The sequence below is a fragment of the Allobaculum fili genome, assembly GCF_020969955.1.
Taxonomy (GTDB): Bacteria; Bacillota_I; Bacilli_A; order Erysipelotrichales; family Erysipelotrichaceae; genus Allobaculum; species Allobaculum fili.
The window spans coordinates 58,372-76,712 of the sequence record NZ_JAHDSX010000004.1 but is presented as its reverse complement, the minus strand read 5'-3'; the positions used below and the strand labels follow the sequence as shown (position 1 = coordinate 76,712).

The window sequence follows — 18,341 nt, the reverse complement described above, 5'->3', positions numbered from 1 at the left end:
TCCATTTTTTATCACGCGTATGCAGTTTTATTTCACAGTTTTTCAAAATTGCACTGGACTTGTCGCTGTCGATTTTGATTAGAACGGCTTACCAGTTCCCGCCTTCTTGCGCTCAAATAAAAAGAACGGCTAGTTCAGCCGTTCCAGATCGTATTTTTCTACAAACTGTCTGAGTCCGTCGAGAGAATAATTATCTGCGGTATGGTCGAGAAGATTGACCTTATCCTGAGACTCAATGTAATAGAGCGCAGGTGTTCGACCGACGCCGGCGGTCAGATACTCGAGCATCGTTTCCCGATCTTCCGGAATGTACATTTCTTCTGCCTGGGTCAGAGATACTTCATAAACCGTCAGCGGGTGGTCTTTCAGAAATTCATTGAGGACGGTATCGAACTCGGCACAGTACGAACAGTCGTCCTTGACATAGAGCAGAACAAACTGCTCATCCTTATTTTTCTTTGTCAGAGCCTGATCGAGTGTAAGGCGAACCCGTTTGCCGGTCTTCCCTTTCTCTGTACCCGAATCCTCGCTCGAGCCCAATTTTGGAGTTTGGGTCTGTGCGCTGGAGACACTGCTCGAAGAACTGGCCGTGTTCGTACTGGACGATGCATTCGAACAGCCGCTCATAAGAATGAGCGCACCGCACAGACACAGCGAAAGTGCCCTCAGCCGCTGTGTCGACGATGTTCTGTATTTCTTTTTATCTCGTTTTAAAACGTCTCTGTTTCGTTTCATATCTCAGATTCCTCTTTGTATCGGATATGGATTTCAAATCTATCCGCATACGGAATTTATACCACAGACTTACACATCAGCCTACCCGCTTTTCCGATCCGCGAATGGACTGATTTTTCAGAAAACGACAAAAGGACCGTTTCTTACGAAAAGAATCGGTCCAGTTGTTTATTCAGTAGGATTCAGCGAAACGTTCGACTTAGAGTCCTTCTTTTTCGATGGCTTTCAGACGATCTCTGCGACGTTTTGCATCAGCAGCAGCTTTTGCGAACATTGCATCGGATTCTTCTTTGCCTTTCAGTTTAGCCAGCTGTGCATAGCGAGCTTCCTTGAGCATGAAGGCTTCCATCTTGGAGTAGTCAGGTTCTTTCTTGGAGTCAATTGTGAGCGGGTGTTCCTTGTTTTCCGGGTTGTAACGGTACAGGTCAACATATCCGCATTCAACAGCTTCTCTCTGAACCTGCTGATGGTTGCCGAGGCCGCCCTTGATACCGTGCTCAGCGCAAGGTGCGTAAGCGATGATCAGGGATGGTCCATCGTAAGCTTCAGCTTCCTGGAAGGCTTTCAGAGTCTGGTTCTTGTCAGCACCCATGCAGACGGAAGCAACATATACGTGTCCGTAAGTCATGGCAATCTGGCCAAGGTCTTTCTTCGCAGTGGTCTTACCGCCAGCAGCGAATTTAGCAACAGAGGATCTCGGAGTAGACTTGGAAGCCTGTCCGCCTGTGTTGGAGTAAACTTCGGTATCCAGAACGAGGACGTTTACGTTTACGTTGTTCGCCAGAACGTGGTCAAGTCCGCCGTATCCGATATCGTAAGCCCATCCGTCGCCGCCGACGATCCAGTTGGACTTGTCAACCAGGTCATATCCAGCGAGGGACTTAACGTCTTCATCGTAGTCAGCTTCTGCGACGAGTTTCTTGATTTCTGGTTCAAGAGCTCTCTGTTTGTCGCGATCGTTGCCTGCAGCGATGTACGCTTCCATTTTTTCCTTCAGTTCCGGAGCAACCTTATCCAGGTTGTCTTCCATGATCTTCAGGATCTTCGCCTTGTTCAGGTTGTTGGCAAGAGCCATACCGTAACCGAATTCAGCGTTGTCTTCGAACAGGGAGTTTGCCCATGCAGTTCCGTTGCCGTCTTTGTCTTTTACGAACGGAGTAGACGGGTTGGCACCGCAGTAGATGGACGAGCATCCTGTAGCGTTGGCAATCTGCATGTCTTTACCGAAGAGCTGGGAAGCCAGACGGTAGTAAGGCGTTTCACCGCATCCTGGGCAGGATCCAGGTACTTCGAAGTAAGGCATCTGGAACTGGGAACCCTTGATTGTGGATTTCGGGAACAGATCGGATTTGTATTCGGTGTGCTTGAAGAGGTAGTCAGCCAGCGGATCGTACTCGAGCTGGGAGTTGACATCAACCATCTTGAGGGCTTTGTTGCCTTTTTTGCCCGGGCACTCAGAAACGCACAGACCGCAGCCTACGCAGTTGCTTGGAGATACCTGAACGCGGAAACGCAGGTCGGTATCTTTCTTGCCCATCAGAGGCAGCGTAGCGAATTCCATCGGAGCGTCTTTTACTTCTTCCGGTGTCAGCGCGAAGATACGGATTGTAGCATGCGGGCAGACGAAGGAGCAGAATCCGCACTGAATGCAGTTTTCAGGATCCCATTCCGGAACTTTAACGGCGATGGCACGTTTTTCGTTGAATGCAGCGTTGTTCTGCATGGTTCCGTCAAGAACACCGTGTTTGGTGAAGGAGGAAACAGGCATGTTGTAGCCTTCGAGGCCGTTGATGCGAGCTGCATATTCATCCCAGTAAGCGTTGCCGGTCGGCTGACGGAGTTCGCTTACAGGCAGGTCAGACCAGGCTTTGTCTACTGCAACTTCAACAAGTCCGTCTTTACCCATGTCGATGGCTTTGTAGTTGAGCTGAACGATATCGTCGCCCTTCTTGCCATAGGATTTCTTCGCTGCTTTCTTCATCAGATCAACAGCTGTGTCGTATGGCAGAATCTGAGGGTTCAGCGCGAAGAATGCAGACTGCAGAATGGTGTTGGTACGACGACCCATTCCGATTTCGCCGGCAATCTTGTTGGCATCGATGATGTAGAACTTAGCATCCTTGTCAGCGAGTTCCTTTTTCAGACGGTTAGGCATGTGCTTAACGATTTCGTCCTTGTCAAAGGAAGTGTTGAGCAGGAAGGTTCCGCCTTTCTTCAGGTTGTTGGCCAGATCGTATTTGAACATGTAGGAGTCCAGAGATACGGAAATGAAGTCGGCGTTGTTGATGTAGTACGTTTTATGGATTGGTTCGCTTCCGAAACGCAGGTGGGAACGCGTTACGCCGCCGGCCTTCTTGGAGTCGTAAGCGTAGTAGCCCTGAGCGTACATGTCGGTGTTGTCACCGATGATTTTGATGGAAGACTTGTTGGCGGATACAGTACCGTCAGATCCAAGACCCCAGAAGAGGCACTCGGTTGTCTTGCCGTCATCAATTACGAAGGAATCATCGAACGGGAGGGATGTGTTGGTAACATCGTCCACGATACCGAGGGTGAATCCGTTTTTGAGTTCGTCGCCTTTGAGGTGATCGAATACAGCCTTGATGTGTTTTGGAGCTGTATCGTGGCTTCCAAGACCATAGCGTCCGCCGATGATCTGGATGTCTTTGTCCTTGAGAGCAGCTACAACATCGAGGTACAGAGGTTCGCCGAGGGCGCCGCCTTCTTTGGAACGGTCAAGAACAGCAATTTTCTTAACGGTGGAAGGAAGAACGTCAACCAGGTATTCTGTGGAGAACGGACGGAACAGATGAACTTTGATCATGCCGACTTTTTCACCGGCTTTGTTCAGTTCATCGATGGTTTCCTTAGCGGTCTCGGTTACAGAACCCATAGCGATGATGATGTTTTCTGCTTCTGGATCACCATAGTAAGTGAAAGGAGCATATTCACGGCCTGTGATCTCGCTGATTTTCTTCATGTAGTCAGCTACGATTGCAGGTACGTTTGCATAGTGTGCGTTGCGAGCTTCTACGCCCTGGAAGAAGATGTCATCGTTTTCGTTGGCACCGCGTGTAACAGGGTTCGTATGCGGCTGCATAGCGTTTTTCTTGAATTCAGCAAGAGCTTCGTAGTCGATCAGATCTTTGTATTTGTCTGTATCGAAAACTTCGATCTTGTCTACTTCGTGAGAAGTTCTGAAACCGTCGAAGAAGTGAAGGAACGGTGTATGGGCCTTGATGGCGGCAAGGTGAGCAACACCGGCAAGGTCCATGACTTCCTGTACGGAATGGCTGGCCAGCATTGGGATACCGGTCTGACGAACAGCATATACGTCAGAGTGGTCACCGAAAATGTTCAGAGAACGGCTTGCAAGGGAACGAGCCGCAACGTGAAGTACAACTGGAAGGTTTTCACCAACCCATTTGTAAATATTCGGGATCATCAGAAGAAGACCCTGAGATGCGGTAAATGTTGTTGGGAGAACACCGGCCTGTGCAGCACCGTGAACGGCACCGGATGCACCGGCTTCAGACTGCAGTTCCGCAATTTTAACGACTTCACCGAAAGTGTTCTTGCGGCCCTGGCTAGCCCAGGCATCCATGGATTCAGCCATCGGGGAAGATGGTGTGATCGGGTAAATGCAGCTCATGTCCGTCAGCGCATAGGCGTTATGGGCAGCAGCTGTGTTACCATCCATGGACTGGAAAATTTTTTCTACTTTTTCTGCCATGTAGAGTATTTCCTCCTTTTGAATGTATCTACATACGTGTTTATTATGACGCAACGCAATTCTTTTTGAAAGTGAATTCAATTGGCCGGCCCGTTCACGCGGTTAGTCCAACTTAACACAGGGTGTCTTTATGCGCTTTCTTCGGACTGCACAAAAGTGTAAATATCTGTAAGCCTTTACATACAGTTGTTTTTACATTTACTGTAATCTTTTCGAACAATGGTAAATCTTTATACGTTCCGGCCATTCTTCTTTACAGGATTCGAAATTCTCACGCCAGACATTGAAAAAATTGAAAGCCCATGCCCTTTTTGCCCCTTCCTCAGCCGGGCTATCCATTGTACGAATCGGATGATTTACGTGCTCGATTCGGCTTAGAACCTGTCCGCAAAAATCGTCTTCCAGACCATAAAAAATAAAACTCAGAAAGAAGAACGCATGCCCACTTCTGCGGAAGCAGTTTGATAAGCTCCCCGGCGAACAGACACGTGAATTATACAAACGTGTTCTTCTAGAAAGGGAGCTTTTCTTATGGGACGAAAATCCAAATTTTCTCCTGAAACCAAGCTGGAATGTGTTCAACAATATATCTCCGGTGTGGGGTCTGGTGAACTCTGCAAACAGTACGGCATTCTTGATCCGCACACGATCACCAAATGGGTTGGGATCTATATGCGTGATGCTGCCACGGGATTGATCACACCTAGCGTAAATAAAGAATATTCTTCTGAGCTGAAACAGAAAGTGATTGCGGAATATCGTTCAGGGCAAGCATCTTTGAGTCAACTCTGTCTGAAATATCATATTTCTGCTGTCTCAGTAATCCGAGACTGGATGAAAGCCGATACTATTTCTCCAAATAAAGGAGGAACTAAAGTGGCAAATCGTAAGAAGAAGCAATCCGCAAAATCATTCACCAAAGAGCAGAAAATCGAAGCGGTAAAGTGGTGTCTTGAAAATGATAAGGATTATCAGAAAACCGCTCATCATTTTGGCTGCACGTATACACAGATTTATAACTGGGTCCGGAAGGCTGCCAGCCAGGGCAACGAAGCGCTGGAAGACCATCGAGGAAAGCGAAAGCAGGAAGCGGATCTGACAAATGAGGAAATGGCTTCACGACGAATCAAACAGCTGGAGTCAGAAAATGAACTTCTGCGAAGGGAGAATCTTCTGTTAAAAAAACTCGAACAAGCAGAAAGGAAGTGGTATGAGAAGTGGTATGAAGGGTACCCCAAGTCAAGGACAATTTAAAAGAGAGTAAAACTATCTGTATCTTTACCTCTGGTCAATGACTGGTCTTTTGGTTAAGCGAACTGCACTGGGTCTTCCGGGAGGGGCACCGCCGATTTTTCCCCTCAGAACTCCTTAGGAATCCAGGTGTTCTGAGGGAACGGTAACTCCGGAAATCGGATATACACCTGTTACCTGGTACTGGTAAAACTCGTTGGGAGCCAGCCTGGCCAGCTGCCACTGATAACGTCTGTTGTTGTAGTAATCGAGCCATTCTGTGATTGCGGCCTTTACCTCATCGAATGAAGACATCGCCTTGATTCTGATTTTAAGGTCATCCTTCATGTGGCCGTGAAAACTCTCGATTGGTGCGTTATCCCAGCAGTTTCCACGGCGGCTCATCGATTGGCGCAGCTTGTGGCTCCTTACCAGATCAATAAAGCTGTAGCTGGTATAGTGGCAGCCTTGATCGGAGTGAATGATGGAGTCTGTATTAAGTTCAGATCCGTGGTTCTTCATCAGATCTTTGACCGTTTCCATGACGAAATCCACTTCCAGTGAAGGGCTGAGACGCCATGCCAGAATCTGCTTGGTATACGCATCCAGAATTGTTGAGAGATAGCAGGCGGATCCGGAATACTGGATATAAGTAATGTCTGTCAGAAGGATTGAGTGGGGACCATGCAGCTCAAATTCCCGCTTTACCAGGTCAGGTGCGACATTACTGGTTTTCAGTGCTTTGGCCATACGGCGGTACGGATTTGCCTTACGTATCGGGCAGACAAGATGGAATTTCTTCATAAGACGTCTGATTTTCTTGAGGTTCATCGTAATCCCCTGGTGCTGCAAACCCATGTAAATGCCCTGTGCTCCTCTTGGATATCGGTTTGAGGTAAACACTCCAAGAATTAGCTCAAAGTCTTTGCGATCCTGCTCTTCACGGGCTCTCCGGGCTTCTTCCTGTTTCAGCCAGTTGTAATAACCAGAGCGGCTGACATTGTTCAGGGCGCAGAGCTCAGAGACAGACATATGGTTATCCGGATCACTGCAGATTGACTGAATCAGCCGAAATCTACTGCTGGGTACATTCATGACAAGTGCCTCTACTTCCTGGAATTGGCCAGTAAGATAATTTTTTTTAGAGCATTCAGCTCTGCTTTTAGACTTCTGATCTCAGCAGAAAGGCTTTCAACATCCTTTGACTGGTCTGGAGAAACGGTCTGCTTAGCTTTCTTACGGGCTAACCTGTCTGCAGCGTTATAGATTCTGGAATCTCCAAGAATTTTGGGATCATACCCCTTATTCCTGAAGAAGGCTTTAGGGCTGGATCCATTTTGAAGAGCCTGCCAGAGTTCGTCTTTGAATTCCTGGGTGAAACGGATCATGGAATCGGAAACGAACTGAGTATTGGGATTGGCTTCGAGGAGTCTGATCTCCTCATCAGTAAAACGGCGACTTGTCATGTTGATTACCTCCTGCAGCGGATAGTTGATACAGGTAGTGTCTCATTTACACGGATCAGACACGAGAGCGTTTTAGAAAAAGAAGAACTGTACTGTAATCGGGAACACTCTGTTTTGTCTGTCCATAGGACAGGGTTACTCTCTATTTTGTGTCCAGATTACGAGGTACAGTTTAATTGGAATTGTGCCCGAGGATAATGACGTTTTTCTGCTCAATCCAGTAATCGGGATTGAGTTTAGCCGTGACATGGCATTTCCGGGCCGGTTCGGTGACTTTCATGTACTTCTCATCCGAAGCCGAATAGAAGAAATAATGACGGCCGCCGGAGTCCATCGAACTGAGCGGAATCGCGCAGGGATGGGACGGCAGATATTCGCTGATATAGGCTGGATCATCAAACACCGTTCGCTCCTCGACCTGAAACGTAGTTCCCTGGTTGGAGAACAGTTCGGTATAGACCTTATTGAGTTCAGGCATCAGGCAGAACTGGGAGAGAATGCGGCCGAGCACTTCGTGGACGCGAATCGGTACGATATTGCATTTGCCCCGCACCTGTTTGTAATGAATGATTTTTTCTACGAGCTTTTCCGTCCAGGGATCGGAAATTTCGACAATAATTTTCTGATCGTCATCCGATTCCTGACTGGATGTGATGTCCGCTACCTGCATAAGCGTCTTGATGATCTGCGGATTGCCTTTCTGCTTTTCCTGTTCCAGATCTCTCTGTTCAAACTTGCATACGCGCCCTGCTGTGTCATTGACGAGAATGACGACCGCACGGGAGTGCTTTAAGGCAATATCGTTGAGCTGCTTGGAAGAAAAGACATCGCCCTGCCGAACGATCACCGTCAGATTGTCATAAATCCGGTTGCGCCGGTAATACATATTCCCTTCCAGCCATCCCATTTTCTGGCATTTTCTGTGCAGCCTGGTATTTTCCCGGTGAATCGTATCCTGTATGCGTTCGCTGATTTCCTTTTTGATCTCTTCCACCTGACCGTCGGTCAGAACGACAACTTTTTGCGGAGTCGGGCAGAACAGCAGGTCGTTGATAATTTCCGAAGCCCGGTTATTCCAGTTCAGAATGACGAGATGACCGGAAATGTTCAGTGCATGATTTCCCGTACACGAGTTGTCCACAAAGTCGGAAATGTAGTTGGTAATGTAACCGATCACGGCGCCGGTAAAAATCACCATGCCGATGATGACAATCACAATGCATACGACCGCCAGAACTTTCTTGGATCCGGTCGCCATATCCACAACGGTATCCGCGTTGCCCGCATCGAGTACCATCATGACGGAATAGTAGAGCGACTCCCAGAAGCCAAGCGTTTCCGTTCCCGGCAGCGCCAGGTTGTCGATGATCAGAGCGGCGACCAGAAAGAAAATCACGTTGAACAGCAAAATGATCGCCAGTACGACCTGCGACGGATTTTTCGCCACTTTAATCGACAGCCATTCGGCAAGCGGCATTTTCCTTTTCTTCATCCTTTCTTCTCCTTTTCCTCTCTGTATTCCCGGACTGTCATTCGTGATCCTGCAGTTCACAAAAAGGGCATATTCTTCGAAGTCCTCGAAGACGCCTGTTCTGCCTTACCCAAAGGAAAAATCTGCACATTTTCCGGATTGTCAAATCCATAGCCGGGCAATACGTATCCAACATATACCCGGTAAAGGAGGAAAATGGGCAGATTGTTTATTTTTTCATGTCACGTTGTATTTTATGTCAAACGTATTCCATACTTTTGACGTTTTCCATTCGCTGAACCCGCGCTTAGGCCGGCTTTTTGAAAGCAGCCCTGCCGGATTTCCATTTTGCGCTTTTCTGCGTCCGGATCGAACGCATCCTTCCTGGATCCGGCTGTCTTTTTAAGAAAGCGCAAAAAAAATGAGCGAACTGAAGACAGTCTGCTCATCTCTGGGGAATCAAAACGGGTTTTCGAAATGGAAACGCGCTTGCCTGAACTCTCGACTATTCTTTGCCGAGCAGTTTGAACATGTTCTTCTTGTAGACTTCAACGCCTGGCTGGTTGAACGGGTTGGATCCGTTGAGCAGCGTAGTCATAGCGATGGCCTTGAAGAAGAAGGCGCACATGTTGCCGAAATCGTAAGCGGTCATGCCTGGCATAGTCATGAGAATGTTTGGAACATTTCCGGTCACTTCATGGGCCTGCAGGGTGCCTTTGGCAGCCATCTTGTTGACCCAGTCAATGCTCTTGCCGGCGAGATAGTTCATGTTGTCCAGGTTTTCGTCATCGTGCGGGAAGGTGATGTCGAGGGCTGGCTGATCGACGTACAGGTTCGTTTCAAACAGAACTTTCTTGCCGTCCTGAACGAACTGGCCAAGGGAGTGCAGATCGGTCGAGAAGACAGCGGAATCCGGGAGAATACCCAGACCGTCCTTGCCTTCGGATTCGCCGAAGAGCTGTTTCCACCATTCAGCGACTTTCTGCATCTGCGGTTCGTATTCTACGAAAAGTTCTACATCGTAGCCCATGTTCTGCAGAATGCGGCGGGCAACGGCATACTGGTAAGCCGGGTTCTTGTCGACATCGGCGTCGCCGTATTCTTTCATGCCGTCAGCGAGACCTTTCATCAGATCATCGATGCTGATGCCAGCAACGGCGATTGGAAGCAGACCGACTGGAGTAATTACAGAGAAGCGTCCGCCGATATTATCTGGGATGACAAAGGTTTCGTAGCCTTTTTTGTCGGCAAGCGTTTTGAGGGTGCCGCGGGCACGGTCGGTCGTTGCGACAATGCGGTTTTTCGCTTCATCTCCGTATTTTTCGTGCATGAACTGTTCAAGAATACGGAACGCGATGGATGTTTCGGTCGTAGTTCCGGACTTGGAAATAACGTTTACCGTTACGCGTTTGTCCTTGATGTAGTTCATCACCTGAGCAATGTAGGTAGAAGAGAAAGTGTTTCCGGTGTAGATGACTTCTACTTTCTGGTCTTCGGGGTAAAGACCGTTGATCATTTCAATTGCAGCACGCGGGCCGAGATAGCTTCCGCCGATGCCGCAGACAACGAGAACGTCGCTGTTTTTCTGAATGCGCTTTGCGCAGTCTTTGATGCGGGCGAATTCATCGCGGTCATAGTCTTCGAACCAGGTCATCCAGCCGATGAAGTCGTTGCCTTTGCAGGTGCCTTCGACGAGCTGTTTGTCGTACATGGCAACCTGGTCTTTCCAGGCTGAGCAGGCCTCGTTCAGTTTTGCGTGAGACAGATCAAGTTTAATCAAAATTTTTTCCTCCTGACTGACACGGGTAGTATACCATTTTCAAAACAAAGGAAAGCGCCCTCAGCCTGTCGAAGAGCACCTGCGCAAAAAACGTCCGCATTTTTTCAGAGCGGGTACAATAAAAGCGGTTCATGATGAGCCGTGAGGAGAAATTATGCTTCCTTCATCTCTTTTCCCGCTGCTGACCGCGCTGTTTTCCGCCTTTCTCGCGCAGATTCTCAAAATTCCGGTACATTATTTCCGTACTGGTCAATGGGACTGGAGTCAGGCGATTGCGTCCGGCGGATTTCCCTCCTCGCATTCTTCAACCGTGACCGCTCTGTCGATTGCGATTGGCATGCAGGAAGGCTTCAACTCCGCGCTCTTTGCGGTTACCGCAGTATTTTCCCTGATCGTCATGTACGACGCGTGCCATGTTCGCTATTACACGGGCAAGAATATTGAACTGACTCAGGAGCTGATCAAGGATCTTCGCTCTTCAGGCACGCTCTCTTTAAACAGCCCGCTCTATACGCAGAAACTCAAGACGGTTCTTGGTCACAAAATTGTCGAAGTCGTCGGCGGCTTTATTCTCGGTCTGCTCATTCCCTTTCTTATGGCCCCAGTCTTTCTCTGGTCCATGTAGACCCGGCAATTCAGTCACACCGCCCCTTTCGCCCAAATCCATTCAAAGAGTTTTTTGAACCGGAATCCAGTTTGGGATTAAAATCTTTTTTATGATCCAATGATTCAGTCTTTTAAGGAAAGGAAGGAACTGTCATGTCCGAAACAAAAGATCTTCAATCCGATGAAAAAGAAGTAAAAACGGAAGCTGCTCCCAAAGCAGCCGAATCCGTTGAAGAAAATACAGAAAACGCGAAGGCAGAAGCCAGTGAAAACGCCAGCGCAGAAGACGCTGCCGCATCGGCTGAGCATAAAGTCGTCAGCGAAGACGACGGCACCTATACAATTCATCCGCTTGCGGAAGGCGAAAAGCTGACCCGCAAACAGCGCAACGTCTGGGAAGAACGCGCCGAAGGCATTGTCGAAAAGATTCGTCCGTACATTCAGATGGACGGCGGCGACGTGCAGCTGCTGGGCATTGACGAAGACGGCATCGCCTACGTCACCTTCCTGGGTGCGTGCGCCGGATGCATGATGGCCGGTGAAGATTTCTCGACGGGAATCCGTCTGCTTCTGCTGGATGAATTCCCGGAACTTAAGGAAGTCGTACTCGTCGGCGCTTAATCGATAAACCCTTTTTCCTTGTGTTCTGCTCGATTTCCCAGTCCCTTTAAAAGTCTGGCCGGTCCATGTGACCGGCTTTTCTTTATCCTTTCCTGCTTCCCGGTTTCAAATTCAAGCGTCCTCCTCGCCAGGATCTGCTCATCGAAACTTGGCAAAACAAAAACCAGACGGTCAGTCTTCCGTCTGGTCTTGTAGTTTCGTATCCCATTGGGCAATGGTTTCGAGCAGGACGTTTGAAGCCAGCGAAGCATCCAGCAGGGCCAGCTGTTCCATCCTCTGCAGAGCACTCGATTCAGGAAAGAAGGCAGCGCGTTTATCGAGCATCTGCCCGGCCAGAACGGAATCCAGAACGATCCATTTCGAAGAAGCGGAAGGATATTCTTCCCCTTCATTTTCGGGATCCTTTCCCGTTTGGATTTCTTCGACTTTTTGCGCGGCATCGATCCAGCCTCTGGGCAGGCGATTTCCGGGATAGCCCTTGACGATCCGCTCAATTTTCGCTGCACTCATATTCGAATGCAGATTCTCGTTCATCCACTTTCCAGAAAGTCCGCCGTGGACCAGCGAAATGATTTCCTGCCTTGCAGAAGGCTTCAGCGATTTGGAAAGGAAGATCTGTGCGATTTCCGGGTTACGAATTTCTTCAACCCATTTTCGTTTTGGATACGGCAGGAGCACACGATCGGCCAGACGAAGCAGACTTCCTTGCTGCTGCAGCGTATCCTGCATTTCCAAAAAGGAAACGCCCGCAAGCAGAAGTCTGGCGGTCAGTCGAAGTTCATCGAGTTCAAGCGGCAGATCGAGCAGCCGCTTTTTCTCTTTCCGACTCAGGCGATCAAAGGTTTCCGGATCCAGAAACGACACAGCAGGCCCTTCGGTCTGCATGCCTTTATCCGATAAGAACAGAAGGTTTTGCGGATCAGCTGTCCCGGCGGCGCGATCGCTGTCGTTTCCATCTTTGGTAATTGTCTGGATCTGACGAAGCTGTTTTTCCTGTTCATCCGTCAGGACCGAAAGCGGAAGGTAGGCATTTTCCAGAAGAAGATGACGGCGAATGCCTTTTAATACGGAAGGACAGGCGTAAATCCGACAGAGCGGACGTATTTTACTGATCTTTGAAATCCAGTCGCCAAGCTGATCGTATTCCATATGGATCGAACGCTCGTTTTCGATCTCTCTGAAAACATCTGGATCGCCCAGACGCATAGAAAAATTCAATGCGTCATAAAGCCAGTACCCGTACAGACCGTTTTCTTCTTCAATCAGAAGCAGACTTTTCCGCGGCGGGTTTGAAAGCGAAGCCGCGCTCCATTCGGTTAGGACCGTTCGGACACGGGTTTTCAGATCGTTTTGAAACGCGTCCTGTTCAAAATAGGAAGCCAGACATTCAGCCCGTTTGGGAAGAGCACCATCGAGAATCGTTTTCTCCAGTTTTTGAATACCTGTCAGTACCCGGCTTTCGGTTTTTTTCAGAGCCTGTTCATCCAGAGACTGATTTTTCCGGTCCTGCTCTTCCATCAGCTTTCCGTACTGGGCTTCGATTTTGGCGGGATTCAGCGTCGACAGACTTTCATAGGGCATCTGCTTGCCGGCAAGTTCAACGAGCGCTTCAAGTGTTCCAGGCTGCAGGCCCTTTTTCATCCAGCGCTCGAGAAGTGACCCTTTTTTCCATTGCGGCTGCAACGCAAAAAGCACCGCGAATTGAGCCCGAAGCGTTTTTTCGTCAGCGGAATCGCTCGAAAGCGTACCTGCAGCAAGGGATTCTCCCGATCTGTCGCTTTCCTTTTTGGGAGTCGCTTTCTTTTTCCCCGCCTTTTTGACGGGGCGGGCTTTGGATGACTTATCCTGTGCCATATGGGAGCCGTTATTTTGTGCGAGCAGCTTCGCATACACATCTTCAACATCCAGAAGATGCCAGGACGGATCGATCTGTACGTGCAGGCGAAGCTTTTCGTTTTGCGCCTGCAAGGACTTCAGGCTCTCCTCACTCCAGCGCGAAGCAGGCTCATTCGATTCAAGTAAAGCGTCTGGATCCTCTTTCTGGACATTCGGTCTGGTTTCGAGAAAAAGGACAGAGCCGAGCAGCGCAGCCGTTTTGAGCGCTCTCGAATTTTCCTCATCCATCGAGACGGCCTGGCCATCGAGCTGGTATTTGCGCATCCACGACTGAACGTGGCTAGAGCGAATCTGCTTTTCGTCGCTGAACACTTCAAACTGCGCCTGCGGCCAGTGCGTTTTCAGTGCCTGCGCGGCTTCTTTTAACGCCTCATCCATGGCCAGCGCACCTTTTCGTCCGCACTTCGCTGCGAAGACAAACAGGGAGGGAAGGTTTCGAACCGCCTGCACATATTCCATTAAATACGGAATAGAGGCATCGTCTGCTTCCTGCAAGGAAAGCGAGTCCAGACGCTGACCGCGCACTTTTTTCGCCGCAGCAGTCTGCAGACGGGCATACAGATCCTTTTTTCTTCCTGCCGGCCAGGCCATCAGACAGATCGTCTGCATCTGCTCGTCTTTAACGGCGGACATCCAGACCAGAATCTTCTCTTTTGTCAGTGCCATTTTGCTCTCCCCTTTCGGCAGTCGAAAAATATACGGACTGCACGTTTTTCATTGTAAGATTTTCCTGCGCGTACAAACAAGGCCAATTGTCCGGTCGACAGTCTGATCTGTATGCATTTTTCATCCTCTATCGGGCATCGTCTTTGGCAAATCTTCCGAAATTCGCCTTTAAAAAAGGGCTATACTTATGTTGTCCGGGTAACTGGACTACCTCCTTTCTTTTTAATATTTATCCGCTCCTTTTATCATATCTGGCGGAGGAAAATCATCAGATTTTCCAAGTAAAAAGGCACTGAGACGTCCAGTGCCTTTTTTTCGTATCGATGTTCAGACAAGCTGCGGCAGATATTCGAGAATCTGCTTTTCCCAGCTTGGCCAGTCGTGCGGCGTATCCGTACCCCAGAAATAGCAGGACGTGCAGATGCCTTTCTGATACAGAACATCTGCCAGACGGCGCAGATCGTTGGCGGTCTGGCTTTCCCAGTCGCCCTGTCCCACGACCAGGAAGCCTTTGTTCTGGTTGTACAGATCAATATACGGATGCGAAGCTTCCATATTGGGCATATAGGCTAACGGGCTGTTCTGATAAAAGTTGCCGTCAAAGTTATTATCGTGAATATAGCAGGAAAGATCGTAGACACCGCTCATGGCGAGAAGCTTATTGAACTTCTGCGGGAAGCGGAAGAAGAGGTTGGCTGCATGCGTTCCGCCCAGCGAGCAGCCCATGACCATCATCGGCTCATCCGGATCCTTGCCGGCTTTTTCATGAACGGAAGGCAGCAGTTCGTTCACGATGTAGTTGATCCAGCTTTCCTGCATATACATGCGGTGATCGCTGGGACCGTAGTCCGACCAGGTTTCTTTATCGATCGTATCGATCGTCACAAACTGGACTCTTCCCTCGTCCATGAACGGTTTCATCAGCTCAAACATCTTGCGGTCTTCCCATTCATAGAAGCGGCCGTCCTGACACGGAATGATCAGGCAGAGAATGCCCGAATCTCCGTACATCTTAAATTCCATATCCCGATCGAGATAACGGGAGTAATCCTTAAAGTATCTTATCTCCATAAAACACCATCCTGTTTCCAGAAGCCGTCCTTCTTCCCTTTCTATCGACATTTCTCTTTTCTGTCGATATCTCTTTTTTATCGACCTGCCTGTCATTTTTTTATTGGCGTATCCGACTTTTCCATCGACTGGTAAATCGCCCGAACCGAGCGAAAAAAGACGAAGAGGCAAAATAAGCGTTATACAGACGGCTAAAATGTTATTGAACTTTTTCATTATCTCATTTTTGGCTAAGACTGCACCCTTCCCTTTTAAAAAAGTGGATCCCCTTACAAAATGGAGTGAAAAAGGCTTCCGGGAGTGCGAATTGAAATCCTCTATGGCCCGGACTATAATTCTTTTGATTTTTACGGCCAATCTGACTGATCGCCGCATGAAATCATACGTTTATCCTGAAAATGGAAAGAGGACCGAATGTCAGATCAAGAAAAAATTATTAATATTGCGGTCATTGCCCACGTCGACGCCGGCAAGAGCACCCTGGTGGATGCCTTCCTTCGTCAGAGCGATGTCTTCCGCGATAATGAAGAAGTTGTAGATTGTGTCATGGATTCCAACGCTCTGGAACGGGAGCGCGGAATCACCATTTATTCAAAAAACTGTTCCGTTATTCACAACGGCGTCAAAATCAATATTGTCGATACACCGGGTCACGCGGATTTCTCCAGTGAAGTGGAGCGCATCATGGGAACGGTCGATACCGTTATTCTGCTGGTTGACGCTTCGGAAGGCCCGATGCCACAGACACGGTTTGTCCTTTCCAAAGCGCTTGAAGTCGGCCTGAAGCCGATTCTTCTGATCAATAAAATTGATAAGAAAGACCAGCGCGCCGAAGAAGTTGTGGATGAAGTGTACGACCTGTTTATCGATCTCAACGCGACTGACGAACAGCTTGACTTCCCGATTCTTTACGGCGTCGCCCGTGAAGGACGCGTTTCCCGCTCTTTAACGGAGCCTTCGGAAAATATCGAACCGCTGTTTGAAACCATTCTCGAACATACGCCGGTTTATCCGGACCGCGACGAGGAACCGGCTCAGATGCAGATTTCCGCTCTGGCCTATGATGACTATATCGGCCGTCTGGGCATCGGACGCATTACCCGCGGTACCCTCAAAAAAGGCGGCAGCTATATTCGCACCAACCAGAACGGTCTGGAAGAAAAGGAAACGATTTCCAATCTCTTTGTTTACAAGGGACTTTCCCGTACTCCGGTCAACGAAGCCCATTCCGGCGATATCGTCGTTGTTTCCGGCATGCCGGACGTTTCCATCGGCGATACGCTCTGCGATCCCGAATGCATCGAAGCTCTCCCCCACATTCCAATCGAAGAACCGACGCTTTCGATGAACTTCCACGTTAACAAGTCCCCGTTTGCGGGCCGTTCCGGAAAATACGTAACCAGCCGTAACATTAAGGAACGTCTGGAAAAGGAACTCGAAGTCAACGTCGGTCTGGAAGTAGAACCGACCGAAAGTGCCGACTGCTTCAAAGTCAGCGGACGAGGCGAACTTCACATTTCCATCCTGATTGAAAACATGCGCCGTGAAGGCTATGAACTTGCGGTTTCCAAGCCGGAAGTCATTCTCCACCGCGATGAAAACGGCCAGAAGGTGGAACCGGTCGAAGAAGTTGTCTGCATCGCGCCGTCGGAATATTCCGGCACCATCATCTCCAAGCTCAACCTGCGCAAGGGCACGATGGTAAACATGGACGAAGAAAACGGCTATGTGCGCCTGACGTACAATGCGCCGACCCGCGGTCTGCTTGGTTTCCGCACCGAGTTCATCAACGATACGCATGGCGAAGGTACCCTGCTTCGCCGCATTTCGGGCTATATCCCGTATGCGGGCGAAATTCCGCAGCGCATGCTTGGCGCCATGATTTCTACCGATACCGGTACAGCCATGACGTATGCCCTCTGGAACCTGCAGGAACGCGGTTCCCTGTTCATCTCCCCGCAGACCGAAGTATACGAAGGCATGATCATCGGTGAATCGTCCAGAAACATCGATATGGACGTCAACCCGCTCAAAAACAAGAAGCTGACCGCCATCCGTTCTTCCGGACGCGATGAAGCCATGCTTCTGACTCCGCCCAGAGTGTTCTCCCTTGAAGAAGCGCTCGAGTGGATCAACGATGACGAGCTCGTCGAAGTGACTCCAGATGCGATCCGTCTGCGCAAAAAAGGACTGACCGCACAGGATCGCCGGAACCTGTATCGCGAAAAGATGTCCGCACAGGCCAAAGAAAACGACTGATCGCAAACCGTTTTTCAATTTTGAATGATTCGCACAATCTTCACGCAGAATCCAGATTCGTCTGAATTCTGCGTTTTTCTTTGGGCGAAAGTTCCGGTATTCGATTTGGATCGAGCAGACAGGCCAAAAAGAAAACGCACAGTTTCGAGACTGTGCGCTTTATTCTTTCGTATTGGGCTTACGTATTGGACTGTGCTTATTCGGGGCTGGCTTATTCAGGAACTTTGCATTCCGCAGTCATCTTGGAAAAATCCGCCGTCTTTGGGTCTGCAGGTTCGGTCAGTTCAGCTTTGGAATCTTCTTCTTCTCTGGTAAGAAGATAGTCTCTGGCATTGATCGTCTCCGGTCCCCAGATCACGTAAAAATCTGGGGAGTGCTGCTGAATGGATTCCAGAACGAGACTGATTTCCTTCCAGGCCGGATGATCGACGGGCCAGTTGAAGACTTCTGTAATCATTGTCTCTTCCATCTCAAACAGCGTGCGCTTGATCGAGGCGATCGTTTCGTCTTTCAAATGATAAAACTGCTGAAAAAACTGAACGGCGTTCAGGCCGGGTTCGATTTTGGCGGCATCAAGAACAAAAGATTTCATATCGATATTTTAACATTGCCTGGGCCGACAAAGGCGGACGATGATATTTCCTTTTGAGAGCCTGACGTTCAAATGGATCCAGCTGGATGTTCGATTGGTGAAGATCTGTCGATTTTCTCTTTCCCAGTCCGCAGAAAAAACCTCCCCTTTGCAGCATGAAGCAAGCGAAGAGGAGGTTTGCGTTCGTTAAACCGAACATCCAATTCACGTATGTC

Annotated in this window: 13 protein-coding genes; 4 read left to right on the top strand and 9 right to left on the bottom strand. The window is 49.1% G+C overall.

Annotation, left to right across the window (positions count from 1 at the left end):
- Positions 1–129 precede the first annotated feature (129 nt).
- A complete protein-coding gene (traF, locus tag Afil_RS02020; RefSeq protein ID WP_230266856.1) occupies positions 130–735 on the bottom strand; it encodes a conjugal transfer protein TraF in 606 nt (201 codons plus the stop codon).
- Positions 736–934: 199 nt separating this feature from the next.
- Positions 935–4,468: a pyruvate:ferredoxin (flavodoxin) oxidoreductase gene (gene nifJ / locus Afil_RS02015; RefSeq protein ID WP_230266855.1), complete on the bottom strand. Its 3,534-nt coding sequence runs from the start codon at positions 4,466–4,468 to the stop codon at positions 935–937.
- 531 nt (positions 4,469–4,999) lie between these two features.
- Between nifJ and Afil_RS02010 the strand changes: the two genes are divergently transcribed.
- Positions 5,000–5,722: a helix-turn-helix domain-containing protein gene (locus Afil_RS02010; RefSeq protein ID WP_230266854.1), complete on the top strand. Its 723-nt coding sequence runs from the start codon at positions 5,000–5,002 to the stop codon at positions 5,720–5,722.
- Between the two features lie 114 nt (positions 5,723–5,836).
- On the opposite strand, the gene Afil_RS02005 is transcribed toward Afil_RS02010, so the two are convergent.
- The 4 genes from Afil_RS02005 to Afil_RS01990 form a co-directional block, all read right to left on the bottom strand.
- Complete coding sequence (locus Afil_RS02005) at positions 5,837–6,793, bottom strand: IS3 family transposase (protein WP_255658141.1); 957 nt, start codon at positions 6,791–6,793, stop codon at positions 5,837–5,839.
- A gap of 11 nt (positions 6,794–6,804) precedes the next feature.
- Positions 6,805–7,164, bottom strand: a complete 360-nt coding sequence (locus Afil_RS02000) for an HTH domain-containing protein (protein ID WP_230266852.1) — start codon at positions 7,162–7,164, stop codon at positions 6,805–6,807.
- Positions 7,165–7,336: 172 nt separating this feature from the next.
- The gene (locus Afil_RS01995; RefSeq protein WP_230266851.1) at positions 7,337–8,656 is read right to left on the bottom strand and encodes a hypothetical protein; all 1,320 of its coding nucleotides are present in this window, start codon (positions 8,654–8,656) and stop codon (positions 7,337–7,339) included.
- 484 nt (positions 8,657–9,140) lie between these two features.
- On the bottom strand, positions 9,141–10,415 hold the full coding sequence (locus tag Afil_RS01990) for a glucose-6-phosphate isomerase (protein ID WP_230266850.1): 1,275 nt from the start codon (positions 10,413–10,415) through the stop codon (positions 9,141–9,143).
- Positions 10,416–10,569: 154 nt separating this feature from the next.
- Here Afil_RS01990 and Afil_RS01985 point away from each other — a divergent pair, with 154 nt between their 5' ends.
- Both Afil_RS01985 and Afil_RS01980 read left to right on the top strand, forming a co-directional pair.
- Positions 10,570–11,040, top strand: coding sequence for a divergent PAP2 family protein (locus Afil_RS01985; protein WP_230266849.1), 471 nt, complete (start codon positions 10,570–10,572; stop codon positions 11,038–11,040).
- Between the two features lie 134 nt (positions 11,041–11,174).
- Entirely contained in the window at positions 11,175–11,642 is a 468-nt protein-coding gene (locus Afil_RS01980; protein WP_230266848.1) for a NifU family protein, read from the top strand.
- 171 nt (positions 11,643–11,813) lie between these two features.
- Here the strand turns inward: Afil_RS01980 and Afil_RS01975 are convergent, their stop codons facing one another.
- Both Afil_RS01975 and Afil_RS01970 read right to left on the bottom strand, forming a co-directional pair.
- Complete coding sequence (locus Afil_RS01975) at positions 11,814–14,204, bottom strand: hypothetical protein (protein WP_230266847.1); 2,391 nt, start codon at positions 14,202–14,204, stop codon at positions 11,814–11,816.
- A 327-nt stretch (positions 14,205–14,531) separates the two neighbouring features.
- The gene (locus tag Afil_RS01970; protein WP_230266846.1) at positions 14,532–15,275 is read right to left on the bottom strand and encodes an esterase family protein; all 744 of its coding nucleotides are present in this window, start codon (positions 15,273–15,275) and stop codon (positions 14,532–14,534) included.
- A gap of 414 nt (positions 15,276–15,689) precedes the next feature.
- Between Afil_RS01970 and typA the strand changes: the two genes are divergently transcribed.
- Complete coding sequence (gene typA / locus Afil_RS01965) at positions 15,690–17,534, top strand: translational GTPase TypA (protein ID WP_230266845.1); 1,845 nt, start codon at positions 15,690–15,692, stop codon at positions 17,532–17,534.
- Positions 17,535–17,745: 211 nt separating this feature from the next.
- Here typA and Afil_RS01960 read toward each other — a convergent pair whose 3' ends face one another.
- Positions 17,746–18,126 (bottom strand): hypothetical protein, encoded by a 381-nt coding sequence (locus tag Afil_RS01960; protein WP_230266844.1) that lies wholly within the window; start codon positions 18,124–18,126, stop codon positions 17,746–17,748.
- Between the last annotated feature and the right edge of the window lie 215 nt (positions 18,127–18,341).